Source organism: Herbidospora galbida (genome assembly GCF_005233835.1).
Taxonomy (GTDB): Bacteria; Actinomycetota; Actinomycetes; order Streptosporangiales; family Streptosporangiaceae; genus Herbidospora; species Herbidospora galbida.
In genome coordinates, this window is record NZ_SZQA01000013.1 from 25,649 (window position 1) to 45,788 (window position 20,140).

General features: G+C 72.4%; 21 protein-coding genes. 16 read left to right on the plus strand and 5 right to left on the minus strand.

Annotated elements, in window-relative coordinates; all coding sequences use genetic code 11:
• Positions 1 to 49: 49 nt before the first annotated feature.
• On the plus strand, positions 50 to 2,299 hold the full coding sequence (locus tag FDA94_RS15270) for a serine/threonine protein kinase (protein WP_137247721.1): 2,250 nt from the start codon (positions 50 to 52) through the stop codon (positions 2,297 to 2,299).
• On the opposite strand, the gene FDA94_RS15275 is transcribed toward FDA94_RS15270, so the two are convergent.
• On the minus strand, positions 2,296 to 3,315 hold the full coding sequence (locus FDA94_RS15275; protein ID WP_137247722.1) for a M48 family metallopeptidase: 1,020 nt from the start codon (positions 3,313 to 3,315) through the stop codon (positions 2,296 to 2,298). The genes FDA94_RS15270 and FDA94_RS15275 overlap by 4 nt on opposite strands.
• A gap of 65 nt (positions 3,316 to 3,380) precedes the next feature.
• On the opposite strand from FDA94_RS15275, the gene nadD reads away from it, so the two are divergent.
• From nadD to FDA94_RS15340, 13 genes are all read left to right on the plus strand, one after another.
• A complete protein-coding gene (gene nadD, locus FDA94_RS15280; protein WP_137247723.1) occupies positions 3,381 to 3,980 on the plus strand; it encodes a nicotinate-nucleotide adenylyltransferase in 600 nt (199 codons plus the stop codon).
• 80 nt (positions 3,981 to 4,060) lie between these two features.
• Positions 4,061 to 4,462, plus strand: a complete 402-nt coding sequence (rsfS, locus tag FDA94_RS15285) for a ribosome silencing factor (RefSeq protein ID WP_137247724.1) — start codon at positions 4,061 to 4,063, stop codon at positions 4,460 to 4,462.
• Positions 4,459 to 5,100 carry a histidine phosphatase family protein gene (locus tag FDA94_RS15290; protein WP_137247725.1) on the plus strand — a complete coding sequence of 214 codons (642 nt, stop codon included), beginning with the start codon at positions 4,459 to 4,461 and terminating at the stop codon, positions 5,098 to 5,100. The genes rsfS and FDA94_RS15290 overlap by 4 nt, the downstream gene beginning before the upstream one ends.
• A gap of 51 nt (positions 5,101 to 5,151) precedes the next feature.
• A complete protein-coding gene (locus FDA94_RS15295; RefSeq protein WP_246059936.1) occupies positions 5,152 to 6,867 on the plus strand; it encodes an ABC transporter ATP-binding protein in 1,716 nt (571 codons plus the stop codon).
• Positions 6,864 to 8,648 carry an ABC transporter ATP-binding protein gene (locus FDA94_RS15300; RefSeq protein WP_137247727.1) on the plus strand — a complete coding sequence of 595 codons (1,785 nt, stop codon included), beginning with the start codon at positions 6,864 to 6,866 and terminating at the stop codon, positions 8,646 to 8,648. The genes FDA94_RS15295 and FDA94_RS15300 overlap by 4 nt, the downstream gene beginning before the upstream one ends.
• 39 nt (positions 8,649 to 8,687) lie before the next feature.
• Positions 8,688 to 9,782: a carboxylate-amine ligase gene (locus FDA94_RS15305; protein ID WP_246059938.1), complete on the plus strand. Its 1,095-nt coding sequence runs from the start codon at positions 8,688 to 8,690 to the stop codon at positions 9,780 to 9,782.
• Positions 9,783 to 9,839: 57 nt separating this feature from the next.
• The gene (locus tag FDA94_RS15310; RefSeq protein ID WP_212735334.1) at positions 9,840 to 10,955 is read left to right on the plus strand and encodes a sensor histidine kinase; all 1,116 of its coding nucleotides are present in this window, start codon (positions 9,840 to 9,842) and stop codon (positions 10,953 to 10,955) included.
• Positions 10,952 to 11,587, plus strand: coding sequence for a response regulator transcription factor (locus FDA94_RS15315; RefSeq protein WP_137247729.1), 636 nt, complete (start codon positions 10,952 to 10,954; stop codon positions 11,585 to 11,587). Before FDA94_RS15310 ends, FDA94_RS15315 begins: the two co-directional genes overlap by 4 nt.
• A gap of 21 nt (positions 11,588 to 11,608) precedes the next feature.
• Complete coding sequence (locus FDA94_RS15320; RefSeq protein WP_137247730.1) at positions 11,609 to 11,959, plus strand: hypothetical protein; 351 nt, start codon at positions 11,609 to 11,611, stop codon at positions 11,957 to 11,959.
• Positions 11,956 to 12,348 (plus strand): hypothetical protein, encoded by a 393-nt coding sequence (locus FDA94_RS15325; RefSeq protein WP_137247731.1) that lies wholly within the window; start codon positions 11,956 to 11,958, stop codon positions 12,346 to 12,348. Before FDA94_RS15320 ends, FDA94_RS15325 begins: the two co-directional genes overlap by 4 nt.
• 30 nt (positions 12,349 to 12,378) lie before the next feature.
• The gene (locus FDA94_RS15330) at positions 12,379 to 12,951 is read left to right on the plus strand and encodes an SRPBCC family protein (protein WP_137247732.1); all 573 of its coding nucleotides are present in this window, start codon (positions 12,379 to 12,381) and stop codon (positions 12,949 to 12,951) included.
• 123 nt (positions 12,952 to 13,074) lie between these two features.
• Positions 13,075 to 14,493, plus strand: coding sequence for a CynX/NimT family MFS transporter (locus FDA94_RS15335; RefSeq protein WP_137247733.1), 1,419 nt, complete (start codon positions 13,075 to 13,077; stop codon positions 14,491 to 14,493).
• On the plus strand, positions 14,384 to 15,106 hold the full coding sequence (locus FDA94_RS15340; protein WP_137247734.1) for an alanyl-tRNA editing protein: 723 nt from the start codon (positions 14,384 to 14,386) through the stop codon (positions 15,104 to 15,106). Before FDA94_RS15335 ends, FDA94_RS15340 begins: the two co-directional genes overlap by 110 nt.
• A 115-nt stretch (positions 15,107 to 15,221) precedes the next feature.
• Here the strand turns inward: FDA94_RS15340 and FDA94_RS15345 are convergent, their stop codons facing one another.
• Genes FDA94_RS15345 through FDA94_RS15355 form a run of 3 tightly spaced genes read right to left on the minus strand, consistent with a single transcriptional unit; the run spans position 15,222 to position 17,876 of the window.
• Positions 15,222 to 16,382: an NAD(P)-binding protein gene (locus FDA94_RS15345; RefSeq protein WP_137247735.1), complete on the minus strand. Its 1,161-nt coding sequence runs from the start codon at positions 16,380 to 16,382 to the stop codon at positions 15,222 to 15,224.
• 22 nt (positions 16,383 to 16,404) lie between these two features.
• Positions 16,405 to 17,268, minus strand: a complete 864-nt coding sequence (sigJ, locus tag FDA94_RS15350) for an RNA polymerase sigma factor SigJ (protein WP_137247736.1) — start codon at positions 17,266 to 17,268, stop codon at positions 16,405 to 16,407.
• Entirely contained in the window at positions 17,265 to 17,876 is a 612-nt protein-coding gene (locus FDA94_RS15355; protein WP_137247737.1) for a hemerythrin domain-containing protein, read from the minus strand. Before FDA94_RS15355 ends, sigJ begins: the two co-directional genes overlap by 4 nt.
• Positions 17,877 to 17,938: 62 nt before the next feature.
• Between FDA94_RS15355 and FDA94_RS15360 the strand changes: the two genes are divergently transcribed.
• Both FDA94_RS15360 and FDA94_RS15365 read left to right on the plus strand, forming a co-directional pair.
• Positions 17,939 to 18,721: a MarR family winged helix-turn-helix transcriptional regulator gene (locus FDA94_RS15360; RefSeq protein ID WP_246059939.1), complete on the plus strand. Its 783-nt coding sequence runs from the start codon at positions 17,939 to 17,941 to the stop codon at positions 18,719 to 18,721.
• Complete coding sequence (locus tag FDA94_RS15365) at positions 18,718 to 19,182, plus strand: DnaJ family domain-containing protein (RefSeq protein ID WP_137247739.1); 465 nt, start codon at positions 18,718 to 18,720, stop codon at positions 19,180 to 19,182. The genes FDA94_RS15360 and FDA94_RS15365 overlap by 4 nt, the downstream gene beginning before the upstream one ends.
• Here FDA94_RS15365 and FDA94_RS15370 read toward each other — a convergent pair.
• A complete protein-coding gene (locus tag FDA94_RS15370) occupies positions 19,168 to 19,827 on the minus strand; it encodes a slipin family protein (protein ID WP_137247740.1) in 660 nt (219 codons plus the stop codon). The genes FDA94_RS15365 and FDA94_RS15370 overlap by 15 nt on opposite strands.
• Between the last annotated feature and the right edge of the window lie 313 nt (positions 19,828 to 20,140).

Here is a 20,140-nt window from a genome sequence, read left to right on the forward strand (position 1 = left end):
GCGTGCCTCCGGGGAAATGTCGTGGCGCTCCACTATCGTGACCACACCTATGGGTGGACGTCTGGGGCGGGTCGGCCCATACGCGCTCCTGGAGCGCCTGGGCCGTGGTGGCATGGGCGAGGTCTATCTCGCGTCCACCAAACGGGGTGAGCAGGTCGCCCTGAAGATGCTCCGCGAAGCCATCGAAGGCGACGCCGACGCCCGATTACGGCTTGATCGCGAGGTCCGCGCGCTGCGGCGGGTGGAGAGCCCCTACGTGGCGCGGGTCCTCGACGCCGATCTCTCCGGTGACCGGCCCTACCTGGTCATGGAGCACATCGCCGGCGACACCCTGCTCAGCGCGGTGAAACGCGACGGGCCGCTGCCCGAGGTGGAGGTCATCCGCCTCGCGCGCGGCCTGGCCACCGCACTGGCGATCATCCACGCCGCCGGGATCGTCCACCGCGACCTGAAACCGGCCAACGTGCTGATCGGCGACGAGGGCCCGGTGCTGATCGACTTCGGCATCGCCCAGGTCCTCGACGCGACCCGGATGACCCAGACCGGGACCTTCCTCGGCACCCCCGGCTACGCCGCGCCCGAACTCTTCGCCGGGGAACAGGTCGGCGAACCCGCCGACCTGCACGCCTGGGCGGCCACCGTGGCCTTCGCCGCCACCGGCCGCCCCACCTTCGGCGGCGGCTCCGCCGAGTCGCAGATGTACGCCATCCTCCACGGCAAGGCCGACCTCAAGGACGTGCCGCCCGCCCTGCTCCCGCAGATCAGGGCGGCCCTCAACCGCGACCCGGCCAAACGGCCGACCGCCGCGATCTTGGCCGACCGGATGACCCGGCTGGTCCGCGCGGCGGAGGAACACGACGTCCGCGAGAAGGAGTCCCCGACCGAGGGCGAGACGTCCCGGCGCTCCCGGGGCCGGGAGAACGGCGCCGACGACTCAGGAGGCCGCGACACCGACGGCGGCCGCCGCAATCGCGAGAACCGGGGGAGCGCCCCCGAGGGCCGCCGCGCCCGCGAGAGCGCGGCCGACCCCGCCGAGGGCGGGCGGCGCGGTTGGAGTGCCAATAACGCGGGTCCGGTCGACGGCGGGCGGGATTCGGGCGGCGCTGGTTCGGGTTCGGCCGACGGCGGCCGTCGTGCCCGGGATGCGGCGGGTGCCGGGTCGGCTGAGGGCGGGCGTCGTGCCCGGGATGTGGCGGGTGCCGGGTCGGGCGATGGCGGCCGTCGTCCCCGGGATGCGGCCGGTTCGGGTTCGGCTGAGGGCGGGCGTCGTGCCCGGGATGCGGCAGGTTCGGGTTCGGCCGATGGCGGGCGGCACGCGTGGGATGCGGCCGGTTCGGGTTCAGCTGAGGGTGACCGCCGAGCCCGGGATGCCGCAGGTGCCGGTTTGGCCGAGAGTGGTCGTCGCACCCGGGACGCGGCCGGTGCCGGGTCGACTGAAGGTGGCCGCCGGACCCGTGACTCCGCCGGTGCCGGCTCGGCTGAAGGCAGCCGTCGGGCCCGGGATGCCTCGGGTGCCGGGGCGGCCGAGGGTGGTCGTCGCACGCGGGAAGCCTCGGGTGTCGGCCCGGCGGACGGCGGCCGCCGGACTCGTGAGGCCGGTGCGGCCGACGGCGCCCGGCGGACCCGCGACTCCGGCTCGGGCGGCTCGGGTGACGGCGCGCTGTCGGTCGAGTCGCGGCGTACCAAGGACAAGGCCGCCAGGGAAGAGGCCGACTCGCGGCTCGGGGCCGAGGCCGTGGTGCAGACGCGGCGGAGGCGGAGCGTCAAGCCGCCGCCCGAGGCGGTTCCCACTGGCGGGACGTCGCTGCTGGTGCTGGCCGCCGTGGCGGTGCCGTGTGTGATCGGGTGTGTGGTCTACCCGGTCGCCACGTTCGCGGTGACCGGGGTGTTCGTCGTGCTGGCCCGCGCCCTCTGGGTGGGGCACTGGCTGACGAAGAGGCGCCGGCCCGGACGGCTGAAGAAGGCGCTGCGGATCGGGCTGTTCCCGGTGTCGTTCTCGGGTGCGCTGATCGCCGGGGTCGCCTGGCCGGGGCTGCCGGCCGGGGCGCTGGCGTTCGGGGCGATGTGGGCGACCGCAGGGGGGCGGCTGGCTCCCGTCTGGTGGGAGCAGGCCGTGCCCGTCACGGTCGCGGGGCTCGTCTTCAGCGTGGTCTGCGGCGCGATCATCGGCCGCGAGGTCGAGAAGGTCGGCGCCGAGCTGCCGGAGCTGCGCAGGGAGGGGCTGCGCGCGCTGGCGGTGCTCGGCGGGTTCGTCGCGATCTGCGCCGCCGCCGTCAGGATCGTCGGCTCGCTGTTCTAGTTCTCCCGCCGTGAGAACCGGTTGAAGATGCGCTCTCCGGCGTTGACCGCGCCCTCGGCGACGTCGCGGAGGACGCCGATGAACGGGTCCTGCGACTGCGCCCACGACTCGCGGTAGGACGCCGCGGCGGCCTTGACCTCGTCGGAGATCTTGGCGGTGTGGTCGTCGGTGCGGCGGGGGTAGTCGCCGGTGAGGATGCGGTCGTAGTCGCCGCTGCGGCGCCAGCGGTCGAGCTCGGCGACCCGGGTGACCGCGAACGGGTGGGTGGTGCCCAGCAGGTTGAGGACCTTGAGCAGGCCGTCGCGGACGTCGCCGGCGGTGTCGTACTCGCGGGCCTGGTCGAGGAAGGCCTCGATGTTCATCTCGTGCAGGCGCGAGCCGCCGGCCAGCTTCATCAGGGCGCGCAGCGCGGCCTCGGGGTCCTGACCCGCGAGAAGACCGCCACGGTCGGCGGACATCTCGGCCTTGCGGGCCCACTCTTCGAGGGCGGCGACGATCACGCGCAGGCCGATGTAGCCGAGGGGGATCCAGGCGACCCGCGTGGCCAGCCGGGTGAGGATCTGCAGCATCGTGCCGTAGACCGCGTGCCCCGACAGGATGTGGGCCGTCTCGTGACCGACGACGAACCGCAGTTCCTCTTCGTCGAGCAGGTCGAGACAGCCGGTCGATACGACGATGAAGGGCTCGTCGAAGCCGATCGCCATCGCGTAGACCTTGGGATCCTGCTGGACGTAGACCTCGGGGATCCGGGCCAGGTCGAGGATGTAGGCGCTGTCGCGGCCCATGTCGTAGAGGCCCCGGAACTGGGTCTCGGAGGTGCGGACCGCCGAGGCGAGGAACATCAGGCGCAGCCGCCGCTCGGAGAAGAGCCCGGAGGTGCGCTTGAGCACCGAGTCGAACCCGGTCAGCGAGCGCATCGCCACCAGGGCGGACCGGTCCGCGGGGTGCTCGTAGGCGCGGGAACTGATGCCGGGCAGCGGCGTGCGGGTGCGATCGGGAGTGGTCATGCTCGGCATGCTACGTCGGTGTTTCCCGCGCCGCGCATGAACCCGGAGAGAGGCCGGACGTTATCGTCCGTGCTATGAGAAACGGGGCCACCACCAGGCGGCTTGGCATCATGGGCGGCACCTTCGACCCCATCCATCACGGCCACCTGGTGGCCGCGAGCGAGGTCGCGCACCACTTCGACCTCGACGAGGTCGTCTTCGTGCCGACGGGCCAGCCGTGGCAGAAGGCCGACCGCACGGTCTCGGCCGCCGAGGACCGCTATCTGATGACCGTGATCGCGACGGCGTCGAACCCGCGCTTCTCGGTCAGCCGGGTCGACGTCGACCGGCCCGGCCTGACCTACACGATCGACACGCTCCGTGACATCGCCTCGGCGTACGGGCCCGAGACCGAGCTCTACTTCATCACCGGCGCCGACGCGCTGGCCCAGATACTCGGCTGGCGCGACGCCGAGGAGCTGTTCACGATCGCCCATTTCGTCGGCTGCACCCGGCCCGGCCACACCCTGCACGACCCGGGTCTGCCGACGGGCAAGGTCAGCCTGATCGAGGTGCCGGCCCTGTCGATCTCCTCGTCGGAGTGCCGGGAGCGGGTCGCCGCGGGTCAGCCCATCTGGTATCTGGTCCCCGACGGGATCGTGCAGTACATCGGCAAGCGGGGTCTTTACCGATAGGGCGGCAATAGGCTTGAAGAGCGCCCCGACGGGTGGGCACTCTGGGATCACATCCCCGTCATGGAGGAACAAACCGCATCGTGACCGCATCTGAACGATCGATCCAGCTCGTTAAGGTCGCCGCCGAGGCCGCGGCCGACAAGCTCGCCGACGACATCGTCGCCTACGACGTGAGCGACCGGCTGGTGATCACCGACGCATTCGTCGTCTGCTCCGCGTCCAACGACCGCCAGGTCCGCGCCATCGTCGACGAGATCGAGGAGCGCCTGCGCGTCGACGCCGAGGCCAAGCCCGTACGCCGTGAGGGCGAGAGGGAGGGCCGCTGGGTGCTGCTCGACTACATCGACATCGTGGTCCACGTGCAGCACGAGGAGGAGCGCCACTTCTACGGGCTGGAGCGCCTCTGGAAGGACTGCCCGGCCATCGCGCTGCCCGAGAGCGTCGCCGAGGCCGCCGCCCAGCGGGCGCGGGGTGAGGGGTGAGCCGGCGGATCGTCTGCCTCCGGCACGGCCAGACCCTCTGGAACGTCGAACACCGGTTCCAGGGCCACACCGACATCCCGCTCGACGAGACCGGGGTCGCCCAGGCGGCCCGGTCGGCGTCGCTGCTGGCCGCGCTCAGGCCCACGAAGATCGTGTCGAGCGACCTGAGCAGGGCCCACGACACCGCCCTCGCTCTCGGGCGGGTGACCGGCCTGCCGGTCACCGTCGACAAGGAGCTGCGCGAACGCGGCGGCGGCGAGTGGGAGGGCCTGACCAGCGACGTCATGGCGGCCCGCTGGCCGGCCGAATACGCCGCCTTCGAGCCGCCGGGCGGTGAGACCGAGGTCGAGGTCGCCACCCGGGTGTCGGCGGCGATCCTGCGCTGGGTCGAGGAGATCGACGACGACGGGCTGCTCGTGGTCGTCTCCCACGGCGCCGCGCTGCGCCTGGGCATGCTCTCCGTGCTGGGGCTGCCGCGCGAGCTGTGGCACACGCTCGGGGGGCTCGGCAACTGCTCGTGGTCGCTGCTCAAGCAGGGCCGCAAGGGCTGGCGGCTCGGCGAGCACAACGCCGGCACCCTGCCCGAGCCGGTCAGCAGTGACGACAAACCGGAGTTCCAGGACGACGGCACGCGATAGTGGCCTCCCGGGAAACGGGCTGAGCCTGTAGTCGTTGGGACTATGCACTTGTTGTCCCTCTGGCGACTCAAGTCCTATCTCCGGCCCTTCGCAACCGTCGTCATCGTCAGCTGGATCGCCGCGGTCGCCGGTATCGCCGCCGGGCTCGCGATCCCCATGGTCGGCAAGGAGATCATCGACGGGCCCATCGCCCGCGGTGACCTCGCCGCTCTGATCCCCCTCGGCCTGCTCGCCCTCGCGCTGGGCGTGGTCGAGGCGGTCATGACCTGGTTCCGCCGCTGGACGCAGGGCGTCGCGGTGTTCGGCGTGGAGACCGCCCTCCGCGACGACCTCTACGCCCACCTCCAGCGGCTGCCGATGAGCTTCCACGACGAGTGGCAGTCGGGACAGCTCCTCTCCCGCGCCACCACCGACCTCGGCACCATCCGCCGCTTCTTCGGGTTCGGCGCGCTGTTCCTCGTCATGAACGTCATCCAGCTCGTCGTGGTGACGTTCCTGCTCCTGCGGCTCTACTGGCCGCTCGGCCTGCTGGTGGCCCTGGCGGCGGTGCCGGTCATCGTCGTGTCGGCCCGGTTCGAGCGGCGCTACCGGGCGGTCTCCCGTACGCTCCAGGACCGCCAGGGCGACCTCGCCACCCACGTCGAGGAGTCGGCGCTCGGGATCCGCACGATCAAGGCGTTCGGCCGGGGCGGTCACGTCTTCTCCCGGTACGACGCCCTCGCGGTCACCGTGAAGGAGACCGCGCTCGGCAAGGTGCGGCTCTCGTCCCGGTTCTTCACCTTCCTGGAGATCGTCCCCAGCGTCACCCTGGCGCTGGTGCTGCTGCTCGGGGCGATGGCGGTCGACGGGGGAGCGCTGACGCTGGGCGCCCTGGTGGCGTTCACCTCCTTCGTGCTGCAGCTGGTCTGGCCGGTCTCCTCGCTGGGGTACATCCTGGCCATGGGCCAGGAGGCGATGACCGCCGCCGACCGGGTGCTGGAGGTGCTCGACACCGAGCCCGCCATCGTCGGCGGGACCCTCGTGCTCGACCGGCCGCGCGGGTACCTGCGGTTCGAGGGGGCGGGGTTCCGCTTCCCGGGGGCCGACCGGCCCGTGCTCGACGACCTCTGGCTGGAGGTCCGGCCCGGCGAGACCGTCGCCGTCGTGGGGGCGACCGGCTCGGGCAAGACCACGCTCACCGCGCTGGTGCCCCGGCTCCTCGACGTCACCTCGGGGCGGGTGACCGTCGACGGCCACGACGTACGCGACCTGACCCTGCCGTGTCTGCGGTCGATCGTGGCGACGGCGTTCGAGGAGGCCACGCTCTTCTCGATGAGCGTGCGCGAGAACGTCACGCTCGGTCACCGCGACGCCTCCGACGCCGACGTGTGGGCCGCGCTGGAGGTGGCGCAGGCGACCTTCGTCCACGACCTGCCCTGGGGGCTCGACACCCGGATCGGCGAGCAGGGCATGTCGCTGTCGGGCGGGCAGCGGCAGCGGCTCGCGCTGGCCCGCGCGGTGCTCGGGCGGCCCCGGATCCTGGTGCTCGACGACACCCTGTCGGCGCTGGACGTGGAGACCGAGGCGCTGGTCGAGGACGCGCTGCGCCACGTGCTGGCCGACGCGACCGGGATCGTGGTCGCCCACCGGGCCTCCACGGTGCTGCTCGCCGACCGGGTCGCCCTCCTCGACGGCGGCACGATCACCCACGTCGGCACTCACCGGGAGTTACTGGCCCGGGTCCCGGGGTATCGGGCGCTCCTGGCGGCCGAGGAGGTGCTGAGTTGACCGACTGGCGCGGCGTCGCGGCCGAGAACCGCGACGACCTCGACGAGGAGGCCAACGTCCTGCTCCGGGCCCGGTCGCGGCGGCTGCTGGGCGAGCTGCTGCGCCCGCACCGACGGGCGATCGCGCTGCTCGTCGCGCTGATCGTGGTGGCCAACGCGGCGGGGCTGGCGATCCCCTACCTGGTGAAGGTCGGCATCGACACCGGCATCCCGGCGGGCACCCGCACCCTGCTGCTGATCGTGGCGGCCATCCTCGGCTGCGCGGTCACCCAGGCGCTGACCCGGCAGGCGTTCCTGCGGTTCTCCGGCCAGATCGGGCAGGAGACGCTGCTGGAGCTGCGGCGGCGGGTGTTCAAGCAGTTCCAGCGGCTCTCCCCGGCCTTCCACGAGAAGTACACCTCCGGGCGGGTGATCTCGCGGCTGACCTCCGACGTGGAGGCCATCGCCGAACTGGTCGCGGGCGGCTTCGACGGGCTGATCACCGCCGTGCTGACGCTGTTCGGCACGGCCGTGATGCTGCTGGTCCTCGACGTGCGGCTCGGCCTGGTGGCGCTGGCGCCCTTCCCCGTGCTGTTCCTGATGGCGCGCTGGTTCCGGCGGGCCTCCCTGGTGACCTACCGGCGCAGCCGCGAGGCGGTCGCCGGGGTGATCGTCCACTTCGTGGAGTCGATGACCGGCATCCGGGCGGCCCAGACCTTCCGCCGCGAAGACCGGAACCAGGAGATCTTCGAGGAGCTCGACGAGCGCTACCGGGCCGCCAACCTGGCCGGCATGCGGCTGATCGCGCTGTTCCAGCCCGGCGTGAAGCTGCTCGGCAACGTCACCATCGCGGCGGTGCTGGTCTACGGCGGCTGGCTGGCGATCCACGGCGAGGTCACCGTCGGGGTGCTGGCCGCCTTCCTGCTGTATCTGCGTCAGTTCTACGAGCCGATGCAGGAGATCTCGCAGTTCTACAACACCCTCCAGTCGGCGGGGGCGGCGCTGGAGAAGCTGTCGGGGGTGCTGGAGGAGCGTCCCGGCGTGCCCGAGCCGCTGGTGCCGGTCGCCCTGCCGGCCGCCCGGGGTGAGGTCGTCTTCCGGGACGTGCGATTCCACTACCACCCCGACGTCCCGGTGCTGCACCGCCTCGACCTCGTCATCCCGGCGGGCCAGACCGTGGCCGTCGTCGGGGCGACCGGGGCCGGGAAGACGACGCTGGCCAAGCTGATCGCCCGGTTCTACGACCCCGTCACCGGCGCGATCACCCTCGACGGCGTCGACCTGCGCGACCTCGCCGAAGACGAGCTGCGCCGCGCGGTGGTGATGGTCACCCAGGAGAACTACCTGTTCGGCGGCAGCGTGGCCGACAACATCAGGTTCGGGCGGCCGTCGGCGTCCACGGCCGAGGTCGAGGCGGCCGCCGCCGCGGTCGGGGTGCGGGGGTTCGTCTCCTCGCTCGACGGCGAGACCGGCAAACGCGGCGCCCGCATGTCGGCCGGGCAGCGGCAGCTCGTCGCCTTCGCCCGGGTGTTCCTGGCCGACCCGGCCGTGCTCATCCTCGACGAGGCCACCTCCAGCCTCGACGTCCCCAGCGAACGGCTCGTCCAGCGCGCTCTGCGCACTGTGCTGACGGGCCGGACCGCCCTGATCATCGCCCACCGGCTGTCGACCGTGGAGATCGCCGACCGCGTTCTCGTGATCGACGGCGGCCGGGTGGTCGAAGACGGCCCGCCCGGCGAGCTGATCGCCGCGTCGGGACGGTACGCGGGCCTGCACCAGGCCTGGCTAGAGAGCTTGACCTAGTTCGTGCTCATTCACCGGATGATGGGTAGATCACGTCTTATGACTCGCTTGGTGGCGCTGGGCGTGGAAGAGGAATTCCACGTCGTCGATCTCGTCAGCCGCCGGCTGACCCCACAGGCCCATGTCGTCCTCGACGGGCTTCCCGACAAGAGTTTCTCGGCCGAGCTGCAGCAGGCCGTCGTCGAGACCAACAGCACCCCGACCCCCGACCTGGCCGCCCTCCGCGCCGACCTGGTCGAACTGCGCCGTCGCCTGATCACCGGCGCCGAACCCCACGGCCTCGGCATCGTCGGCTCCGGAACCGCCCCCCTGCACGGCACCGAGGGGTTCGAGCTCACCGCCGACGAACGCTACGAATATCTGCTCGACAGCTACCAGTTCATCGCCCGCGAGCAGTTCATCTGCGGCGGCCAGGTCCACGTGGAGATCACCGACCGCGACCTGGCCGTGCTGGTGGCGCAGCGGGTGCAGCCGTGGCTGCCCGTTCTACTCGCCGTCTCGGGCAGTTCGCCCTACTGGTTCGAGACCGACAGCGGCTACGCCAGCAGCCGGACCCTGGCCTGGCAGCGCTGGCCGACGGCCGGGCCGCTCGGGCCGTTCGCGTCGGCGGCCGAATACGACCAGGCCGTCGCCGACCTGGTCACCTCCGGGGTGATCGACGACCGGGGGATGGTCTACTTCGACATCCGGCTGTCGGCGCACGTGCCGACGATGGAGCTGCGGGTGTGCGACGCGGTTCCCCGGGTCGACGACATGGTCCTGCTGGCCGGGCTGTTCCGGGCCCTGGTCGTCAGGGAGACCGACGCCGTCGAGGCCGGGGCCCCGCCCCGGTTCGACCAGCGGCCCGCGCTGCTGCGCGCGGCGACCTGGCGGGCGGCCCGCTCCGGGCTGAGCGGCGACCTCATCTCGCCGCTCACCGGGAAACCGGGCCCGGCGGGCCTGCTGCTGGAGACGCTGCTGGAGGAGCTCCGCCCGACCCTGGAGGCGCTCGGCGACTGGGAGACCGTGTCGGCGCTGGCCCTGGAGGCCGTGCGGCTCGGGGGGTCGGCGGCGCGGCAGCGGGCGGCGTACCGGAAGAAGGGGCAGGCCACCGATGTGGTGGACCTGCTGTTGCGGGAGACCGCCGAAGGCTGACCGGGGGTCCTGCCGCGGGAGGAGGTTTCCGGCGACGCCGCCGGTTACGCTCCTCGCGTGGTGTGGATCGAGCGCGTCTTCGAGCCTGACTACATCCTGGTGCGGCTGGCGATCCTGCTGGCCGCACTGGTGGGTGACCTGGTGTGGATCATCCCCGGCGTGGAGGTCCGCGACTGGGCGCTGGCCCTGGTCGCGCTGGCGCTGGCCGGGGTGTGCCGGTGGTCGCCGCCGGCCGCCACGCTCATCGCGGCCGGGCTGCTGCTCTTCGGTGAGGTGCAAGGCTTCGCGGTCACCCCCGCGCTCAAGGTGCTGACCTGCGTGCTGCTGTTCGAGACGGCCGTGCGCTCGCCGCTGCGGCAGGTGCTCGGGGCGGCCCTGGCCTGCTCACTCGTCGTCTGCTGGCACGCCGGCTCGGCCGGCGAGGTGGTGTTCCGCGTGGTGATCCTGCAGGGCGTGCCGCTGCTGCTCGGCGGCTACGTGCGGCTGGCCAGGGAGGCGGCGCGGCGGGAGCGTGACGGCGCGGCCGAACGGGTCGAGGCGGCCCGGGAGGCCGAACGCGCGGCCATCGCCCGTGAACTGCACGACCTGGTCGCCCACCACGTGTCCTCGATGGTGCTGCGCGTCGGCGTGGCCCGCCACGTGCTGGCGCCCGGCGCCGATCCCCGGGTGACCGAGGTGCTCGACGACCTCCACGCCGCGGGCACGGCCGCCCTCGACGACCTGCGCCGGCTCGTCGGCGTGCTGCGGGCGCCGCTCGACGCCTCGTTCGTCGACCCGGGCGGGCTGCCCGACGCGCTGGGCGCGGTGGTCGACCGGGCCAAGGGCACCGGGCTGGTGGTCGAGTCGGCCGTCGACCCGGGGGTGGCCGACCTCGATCCGGTACGCGGCCTCGCGGTCCTCCGCGTCGCCCAGGAGGGCCTGGCCAACGCCGCCGCCCACGCGGGCCCCTCGGCCCGGGCCTCGCTGCGGGTGACCCGCCTGGGCGGGACGGTCCGGGTGGAGATCGACGACGACGGGGCCGGGCGGGAGCCCGCCGCCGCCCGCACCGGGCACGGCCTGCTCGGCATGCGCGAACGGGTCGAACTGCTCGGCGGCAGCCTGACCGCCGGACCGGCCGGACCGGGGCGGCCCGGGTGGCGGGTGCGGGCGACCTTCCCGGAGGTGCTGACATGATCCGCGTGCTTCTCGTCGACGACCAGCAACTGGTCCGGATGGGCCTGCGGATGCTGTTCGAGTCGTCCGGCGACGTCGAGGTGGTGGGGGAGGCCGGCGGCGGCGCCGACGCGGTCCGGCTCGTCGACGACCTGATCCCCGACGTCGTGCTGATGGACCTGCGGATGCCGGGCCTCGACGGGGTGGCGGCCACCCGCCGGATCACGGCCGCGCGCCCGGCGACGCGGGTGCTGGCCCTGACCACGTTCGACGACGACGAGAACCTCTACGCCGTGCTGAACGCCGGGGCCTGCGGGTTCCTCGTCAAGGACACCCCGCCCGCCGAGCTGCTCGACGCCGTGCGGAGGGCCGCCGACGGCGACCGGGCCTTCTCTCGGTCGGCGCTGGCCCGGATTGTCGAGCGCGCGGTCACCCACGTCCCGGCCGGCGAGCCGCCGCCGCTGCCCATCACCCGGCGCGAGCGCGAGGTGCTCGCCCTGGTCGGCGCGGGCCTGTCGAACCCCGAGATCGCCGAGCGGCTCAGCCTCGGCGTGACGACCGTGAAGACCCACGTCGCCAGCGTGATGGCCAAGACCGGGTGCGCCAACCGGATCAGGCTGGCCGTGCTGGCCGTGGAGCACGGACTGGCATAGGCCACCGGTACCCTGCTGGGCATGTTCTCCGCCTATTCCGGATGGGTGATCGGCGCGGCCCTGCTGCTGGCCGTCGTGTCCCTCGTCACGGCGATCCGGAACCGGCCCATGGGGGCGCTCATCCTGGCCGGGCTGGTCCTGGTCGAGCTGGCCCTCGTCGTGCAGGCCGTGATCGCCCTTCCGAAGGCCGGTCAGGTGACCGAGCAGGCCACCTTCGTCGGCTACCTCATCGGCACGGTGGTCATCCCGCCGGCGGCGCTGTGGTGGGGGCGGGCCGAACGCACCCGGTGGGGGCCCGCGGTGATCGCCGTGGCCGCCTTCACCGTCGGGGTCATGACGGGGCGGCTGCTGCAGCTCTGGGACCTGCCGTGAGAACCGGGGTGAACACCGGGCCCGGGCGGGTGCTGGTCGCGGTCTACGGGATCTTCGCGCTGGCCGCCTCGGCGCGGGCCGGGGTGCAGATCGCCGCGAAGTTCTCCGAGGCGCCGCTGGCCTACTCGCTGTCGGCGTTCGCGGCGGTCGTCTACATCGTCCTCACCGTGGCGCTGGCCAGGGGGAACGAGCGGCTGGCGGTGGCGGCGTGCCTGATCGAGCTGGCCGGTGTGCTCGTCGTCGGGACCCTGTCGATCGTCGACTCGCAGGCGTTCCCGCACGCGACCGTCTGGTCGGGTTACGGCAGCGGCTATCTGTTCATCCCGCTCGTGCTGCCCGTGGTCGGGCTGGTCTGGTTGTTCGGAAACCGCAGACGCGGGCAGGGGTGACCGTTCCCCAACGAATCTGGAGGAACGGCCGTGAGCACGATCGAACACACCGTGGACGTTGATGTGCCGATCCGGACCGCCTACAACCAGTGGACTCAGTTCGAGTCCTTCCCCGAGTTCATGGAAGGCGTGGAGTCGGTCAAACAGCTCGACGACCGGCGTACGCACTGGGTCGTCGAGATCGCCGGGATCCGGCGCGAGTTCGAGGCCGAGATCACCGAGCAGACCCCCGACCACCGCATCGAGTGGCGGTCGCTGGAGCGTCCCCGCCAGTCCGGCACGGTGACCTTCGAGACCCTCGGGGCCGCCGCCTGCCGGGTCACCCTTCGGATGGAGTACGACCCCGAGGGGTTCACCGAGACCATGGGCGACGCGCTGCAGATCGTCCGCATGCGGGTCAACGGCGACCTCGACCGGTTCAAGGAGTTCATCGAGTCGCGCGGCGACGCGACCGGCGGCTGGCGCGGCGACGTGAACGACCGGCACGAGCCGGGCGGCACCCTGCCGGCCGACACGACCCTGCCCCCGCCCGGGCCGACGCCCCGCCCCTACGGCAACCCCCGGTACGACGAGGGCCCGCCGATGACCCCTCCGGTGGCCTGATTCACCCGTGGGCGGCCGCCGGGCCGCCCACGTTTGTTACAACTGGTTTGCCTAACTGGACAAAAAGGTCCTAAACTTTGTCGAATCATAGGATGATTCGATGAGTGGGGGATTGAGTTAGGCATGGCAGCGATCGCCGCCCGCCGAAGTCGTACCGGATCGATCGCCTGGCTGGTGGCCGTGGGGATCGTGCTCGCCGCACTGAACCTGCGTACCGCGGTCAGCAGCGTCGGCCCTGTGCTCGACCAGGTCAGAGACTCTCTCGGCATGTCGGCGGTGACCGCGGGGGTGCTCACCACGCTGCCGGTCCTCTGCTTCGCCGCCTTCGGCGCGGTGACCCCGGCCCTGTCCCGACGGGCCGGGGAACACCGGCTGCTGGTGGCCGCGCTGGTGCTCACCGGCGTGGGCCTGCTGATCCGGTCGATGGTCGACGACGCCGCGGTGTTCCTGCTGGCCAGCGCCGTCGCGCTCGCGGGGGGCGCGATCGGCAACGTGCTGATCCCGACGCTGATCAAGCGGCACTTCCCGGCTCGTCCGGGGCCGATGACCACGCTGTACTCGGTCGGGCTCGCGTTCGGCACGATGATCTCGGCGGCCGCGACCGTGCCGATCCAGAAGGCCGCCGACGGCGACTGGCACGTCGCCCTCGGGGTGTGGGCGGCGCTGGCGGCCGTGGCGGTCATCCCGTGGCTGGCGCTGCTGCGCACCGAGCCCGAGCGCGGGTCGGCCGCCGGGATCAGGCCGGGGGACCTGCTCCGCAACCGGCTCGCCTGGGCCATGGCCGGCTACTTCGGGTCGCAGAGCCTGATCGCGTACGTCATCTTCGGCTGGTTCCCGCAGTTCCTGCTGGACCACGGGTTCACCGGCGAGCAGACCGGGACCGTCATGGCGATCTTCGCCGCGGTCGGCATCCCGACCTCGCTCGTGGTGCCCGCCCTGGCCACCCGGATGCGCGACCAGCGGCCCCTGATCCTCGGGTTCGTCGCGATCTACGTGATCGGCTTCGCCGGGCTGATGACCGGCCAGGCGATCGTGGTGTGGACGCTGGTGCTCTCGCTGGCCATGGGGTCGTTCCCGCTGGCCCTGGCGCTGCTGGGGCTGCGCACCCGGACCGCCGAGGCCACCGCCGCGCTGTCGGCGTTCGGGCAGAGCGCCGGATACCTCATCGCCGGCGCCGGGCCGCTCCTGGTCGGCCTGCTCTACCAGGTCTCCGGCGGCTGGACGCTGCCGTTCGCCCTGCTCTTCGTCGTGGTAGCGGCCCAGGCGGTGACCGGGTGGTACGTGGGCGCTGATCGCGTCCTGGACGCCGTGCCCGATAATGACAGTCATGGACCTTCGCGCATCGACCCAGGTCACCTATCCCAAGGGCGGGCTGACCGGGTCGTCGGAAGTGGTCGCGCGGGTGCCGCTGGGGGGCGGCCACGGAGTGATCGTGGCCCGGACCCCGTTCCACCCACTCGACCACGCCTGGCCCGACCAGCCGGCCGACACCGGTCTGCTCGCCGGGGCCCGGGTGGTCGACTGCCAGACCGGTGCGACTGACGGCCAGACCCTCTACATCGGCGACGAGATCCCCGTGAAGCGGGGCGCCGAGGGGTGGCACTGGCTCGTCGTCCACATCATGGAGGAGCCCATCGAGGGCCAGGTCGAGCTGTGGGTCGACCCCGACCGGCGGCACGGCCTCTCGGCCGGCCACACCGCCTGCCATCTGACGGCGCTGGCGCTCAACGAGGCGCTGGCGCCGCTCTGGCGTAAGGAGGCCCGCGCCGACAGCCTCGGCCACCCCGACTTCGACCAGCTGGCGATCACGTCGTCGCGGATCCTGAACCACGGCAGCCGCGACGTCTACCGGCTGGGCAAGTCGCTGCGGCGCAAGGGCTTCGACCCCGCCGGGCTCGATCTCGCCGCGCTGACCGAGCAGGTGGGCGAGCGGCTCAAGGAGTGGATCGCCGCCGACGCGCCCGTCTGGGTCGACTGCCCCGATGAAGATCTCACCGCCCGCCGCACGTGGCGCTGCCTGCTGCCCGGGGCGGAGGCGTCGATCCCGTGCGGGGGCACCCATCTGACCAGTACGGGGGAGCTCGGCGCGGTCGCGGTGGAGTTCGCCCTCGACGGCGACGAACTGGCGATGACGACGCGCGTGGCCCGCGGATAGCGGGTTTTCAGGGGGAAATGAGGGTGGCCGCCCGAGGCGACCTGACCTCGCCTCGGGCGACCACGCATTAAGCCTAGGCCATGGGAGGTGGATCGGGCCAATCTGCCCCCATCCTTTACGTCATCCGTGGGGTTTTCCTGATCGATCCGACCGTCTGGCGGGCCGCTTCGAGGGCGCTGTTGACCGCGACCTCGCTCAGCAGACCGGGGGCCGCGACGCTGTCTCCGGCGAGCCGGACGCCGTCCCCCCGGTCGATGGCCGGACGGTCGCGCCAGGTTAATCCGGGCAGGTCAAGGGCGCCGGTGCGGCCTGAGGCGAGGGCCTCCCTGCGCCAGGTGAGGCGCTCGCGCCAGCGGGGGAGACCGAGGTCGGCGAGCCGCTCCAACCGGGCGATCGCCGCGCTCTTGCCCTCTCCGGTACGGAGCGGAATCTGGAGCTGAATCAGGCTCTCGTTCTCGGGCGCGAGGGTCGGATCGGGCGAGGAGTACCGTTCCAAGAAGCCGCCCTCGTCGAGATCGGCGATCAGGAAGACGTCGGCGGGGTCGCGCGTGACCCCCAGGTCGAGCAGGGCCGCCCGCCCGCTCTCCCACGTCAGGGCCGGGTCGCCGAGGAGGGTGCGGGCGGCGTCGAGGCTCGTGGCGACGATGACGGGGCCCGGGGGGAGCTCGGTGACCCGTGAACCGGTCTCGATCATGACGCCCAGGGCGCGGGCGCGCGCGGCCATGCGCTCGATCATGCGGCCCCAGCCGCCCACGACGTAGCGGGGGGCCGGGAAGCCGGGGCGGGAGACCCGCCGGAAGCGGTCCCAGACGAACTTCGCCGACAGACGGCCCGGGTCGGCCTCGTAGGTGACCACGCCCAGCAGGCCGGCCACGGCGCTCGTCGCCTCCTCGCCCAGGTGGCGGTGTCCCCAGCTCTCGAAGCTCTCGTGTACGGGGGCCTCGCGGCCCCGCCTCAGGAGGGCCCTCAGCAGGGGGCGGGGAGGGCGGGGGAGCAGGCGGGAGCCGTACCGGACCCGGAGCCTCCGGAACTCCTTGGGGCCCAGCGACCGGTAGGGCCCGGCCAGGCCGCGCCGGTCGAGCCAGCGGAACGGCGCGCCGTCGGAGTAGAGGACGTGGGTGCCGTCGTTGGCGACGTAGGGCGCGGCGGTCGACCGGGCCCGGCCGCCGAGGGTCTGGTGGGCCTCGTGCAGGAGGACGTCGGCCCCCTCCTCCGCGCAGGCGATGGCCGCGGTCAGCCCGGCGAGCCCGCCGCCGATGATGGTGATCTGCGTCATGCACCCGTGGACGGGCGCGGCCTCACAGATGTGACATCTTCTCCGGATTGGCGACGACGTACACCGTCTGGATCAGCCCGTCGGCCACGACCAGCGAGAAGACCGCCGCCGCCCGCCCGTCGGCCTGGACGACCACCGCCGGCCCCCCGTTCACGCTCGCGATCTCGATGGTGAGCTCGGCGGCGGCCCCGTCGAGGAAGCGGCTGACGCCGCGCTCGGAGGCGATGCCGATCAGGAACCTGGCCACATTCGCGGCCCCCGCGAGGATGTTCCGCGGCGCCTTGGCCTTGCCGCCGCCGTCGCCGACCAGCGTGACGTCTCTGGCCAGCAGGGCGGTCAGCCCGTCGAGGTCGCCCCCGGCGGCGGCGCTGACGAACCGCTCGGTGATCGCGCGGCGCTCGCCCCGGTCGACGTCGTAGCGGGGCCGGCGTTCCCTGACGTGGTCGCGGGCGCGTTTGGCGAGCTGCCGGACCGCCGCCTCGTCGCGGCCGAGGACGGCGCCGATCTCGGCGTGGCTGTAGCCGAACGCCTCTCTCAGGACGAAGACCGCCCTCTCCAGTGGCGAGAGCGTCTCCAGGACGACCAGGAGCGCCAGCTCGACCGTGTCGGCGAGCTCGGCCTCCTCGGCGACGTCGGTGGTGCTGACGAGCTCGGGCAGCCACGGGCCGACGTAGGCCTCGCGGCGGGTCTGGACGTGCCGGAGCCGGTCGATGGCCAGGTTCGTGGTGACGCGGACGAGATAGGCCCGCTCGTCGTCGACGTGGCCCTCGGGCAGCTGCGACCAGCGCAGCCAGGCCTCCTGGACGACGTCTTCGGCGTCGGTGACGCTGCCGAGGACGCGGTAGGCGACCCCGAGCAGGACCTTCCGGTGCTCACTGAAAGTCATGACTCCCTAGACGTATCACTTTCGCGGGATGTGACGCGGATCGCCCGGTATGCCGGGAGCCAGTCGTCGCGATAGGCGGTCCTGATGGATTCGGGCAGGGAGTTCAGGACGCGGTCGGCGAGGTCGTCGGCGGCGGAGTCGAGCATCCAGGGCAGGTAGCGGGCGGTGTCGTCGCCCACGCGCTGACGGTGCAGCGCGCCGAAGCGGGCCCACTCCTCCTCGGGCAGGGTGGCGGCGATCAACGGCAGGGTCTCGCGCTCCTCGTGCCGCAGGTGGGCGGTGAGCCGGTCGCGCAGGACGGCCACGTTCTCGGCCAGGTCGTCGAAGCCGCTCGACTCGACGGCCGCCAGGGCGGGGTCGATCACGGCGTGCTCGGCCTCCATGGCGTCGAGGAGGGCGAGGTCGGTCTCCGGGACCACCTTCCGCAGAGCGGGCCACAGGGCGTCGTCCTCCGAGGTGTGGTGGATGTGCAGGTAGGTGGTGAACAGCTCCCAGGTCACGGTGGCCTTCAGCAGGCCGTCGGGGGTCTCGGTGAGGCGGGCGATCCGGTCGAGCTCGCGTCTGAGGGCGTCGTGGAGGACGTACATCATCGTCATGTCGATGCTCATGTCGCGGACTTTATTATCAACGTGCTTAACCGTCAATAATTTAAGTGTCTTATGCTGTCGAGGTGCGGGAGTACATCGGTTATCTGTTGCGGACCCTGTACGCCCGCCTCGCGTCCGACGGCTCCGGGCCCCGCGACTACGTGATCCTCGACACGCTGGCCGACCAGGCCGCCGGGTCGCAGCAGGAGCTGGCCGAACGGCTGGGCATCAACCGGACGATCATGGTCAAGCTGATCGACCGGCTGTCGGAGGAAGGGCTCGTCGTCCGGACCGTGAACCCGGCCAACCGGCGCTCCCACGTCATCTCGGTCACCCCGAAGGGCCGCGAGGCGCTCGAAGGGCTCCGCGCCACCATGGCCGCCCGCGACAGCGCCCTCACCGCCGCCCTCACCCCGGCGGAGAGCGACCGCTTCACCGAACTGCTCGGCCGGCTGGTCGGCTCGGCCGGCAGCACCGAACACCTGGTCTCCCGCGCCCACTTCGAGCTGCGGCGCAGAGGCGACGCCCTGCTCGCCCACACCGGGATGAAGATGCGCTTCGTCGGCCCCCTGATGACCATCGGCCGGCTCGGCCCCTGCCCCCAGCAGCGGCTGGCCGAGGTCATGGGCTACACCGAGGCCGCCGCCGCCCAGGTCGTCGACGAACTCGCCGAAGCCGGCCTGGTGGCCCGCGGCCAGGACCCGCTCGACCGGCGGCGCTACGCCCTCGAACTCACCCCGCTCGGCATGGAGCGGCTCGAAACCGCGCAGGAGTCGGCCGATACGCTGCAAGGAGAGGTGATCGCCGCTCTCGGAGGCCCCGCCGAGGGCGAGGAGTTCAGGGAGCTGCTCCGGAGGCTGGTGTGACCGACCGCAAGCCCGGCGGGATGAATTTCGAGACCTGGATCGACCGGCAGATCCGCGAGGCCACCGCCCGCGGCGAGTTCGACGACCTGCCCGGAGCCGGCAAACCGCTGCCCCGGGGGCGCGACGACGAGATGGGCTGGATCAAGCGCAAGCTCGACGAGGAAGGCCTCGAGTTCCCGCTCCCCGGCGGCCTGGGGCTGCGCCGGGAAGCCGAGAAGGTCAGGGACGCCGCCGTGGCGGCCCGGTCGGAAGACCAGGCCCGCGCCCTGGTCGCCGAGATGAACGAACGCATCAAAGACGCGCTGCGCCACCCCATGGCCGGACCGCCCGTCGTCGTCCCCATCCTCGACGAGGAGCAGGTGATCGCCGCCTGGCGGGCCGCCCACCCGCCCGCGCCCCCGAAAGCCGTCGCGCCGCCGCCGGCGGCGCGACCGTGGTGGCGCCGCCTACTCGGCCGCTGACCGCTGGACGCGGGGATCGATGACCAGGGTCGTCGACCGCTCCGCCGCCACCTGCAGCGTCCGCAGCTGCAGCAGCGCCGGGTGCTCCTCCAGGAGCCGGGCCGTGTTCGCCAGCGACCGCAGCGCCGCCGCCTCCGCACGGGCCTCCTCCAGCACCGCCTTGCCGCGCTCCCGCGCCACGACCGCGTCCATCGCGGCCCGCCGCAGCTCACCCGGCAGCATCAGGTCCCGCATCCGGAAATCGGTGACCTCGATGCCGAGGGGGGCGACCTCTGCGCGTACCGGCTCGACGTCGAGCGTCGCCCGGTCGCTGATGAGCGACTCCAGATCGACCTGGCCGACCTTGGCGCGCAGCCCCTCCTGCAGGGCCGCGTAGAGGACCTGAGCCGGCTTCGCGGCCTTGTTGGTGTAGGCCACCGGGTCGCTCACCAGCCACGACGCCGTCGCCGAGACCCGGATGGAGACGCCGTCCCGCGTCAGGACCTCCTGGCCGGGGACGTGCAGGAGCTGAGGCCTGACGTCGACCGTGACGTGGGTCGTCCGGCGGGGGTTGTAACGGTGCCGGCCCGGCCCGAGAAGCCGCTCGAAGCGCCCGTCGTGGAAGGCCAGCACCCGCTGCCACTCCATGACCGTGATCTTCGCCATCTTCGCTCACCCCTTTGCCCATTGAGAGGACGGCCTCCGGCGGGCCGTCACGGAGCCACGGGCGGGGGCGTCCCCGTCCGTGGACGGGAGCCCGCAGGGCCCAGGCGACCGCATCGAACACGACCCGCCGGAGGTCGCCGCAAGGGAATCGAACCCAAGGTCTTGGCGACCTGCCAGAGAAGGAGGTGCGACGCGATACGGGGAACGCGACCCGGCGATACCCGGGGCGCCCCTGACCTGCCGGCACCGGGATCAACGGTAGGCGGGGGGATGCGGTGGACGCGAGGGGATTTCGGGGGGCGGCGCACGCGTT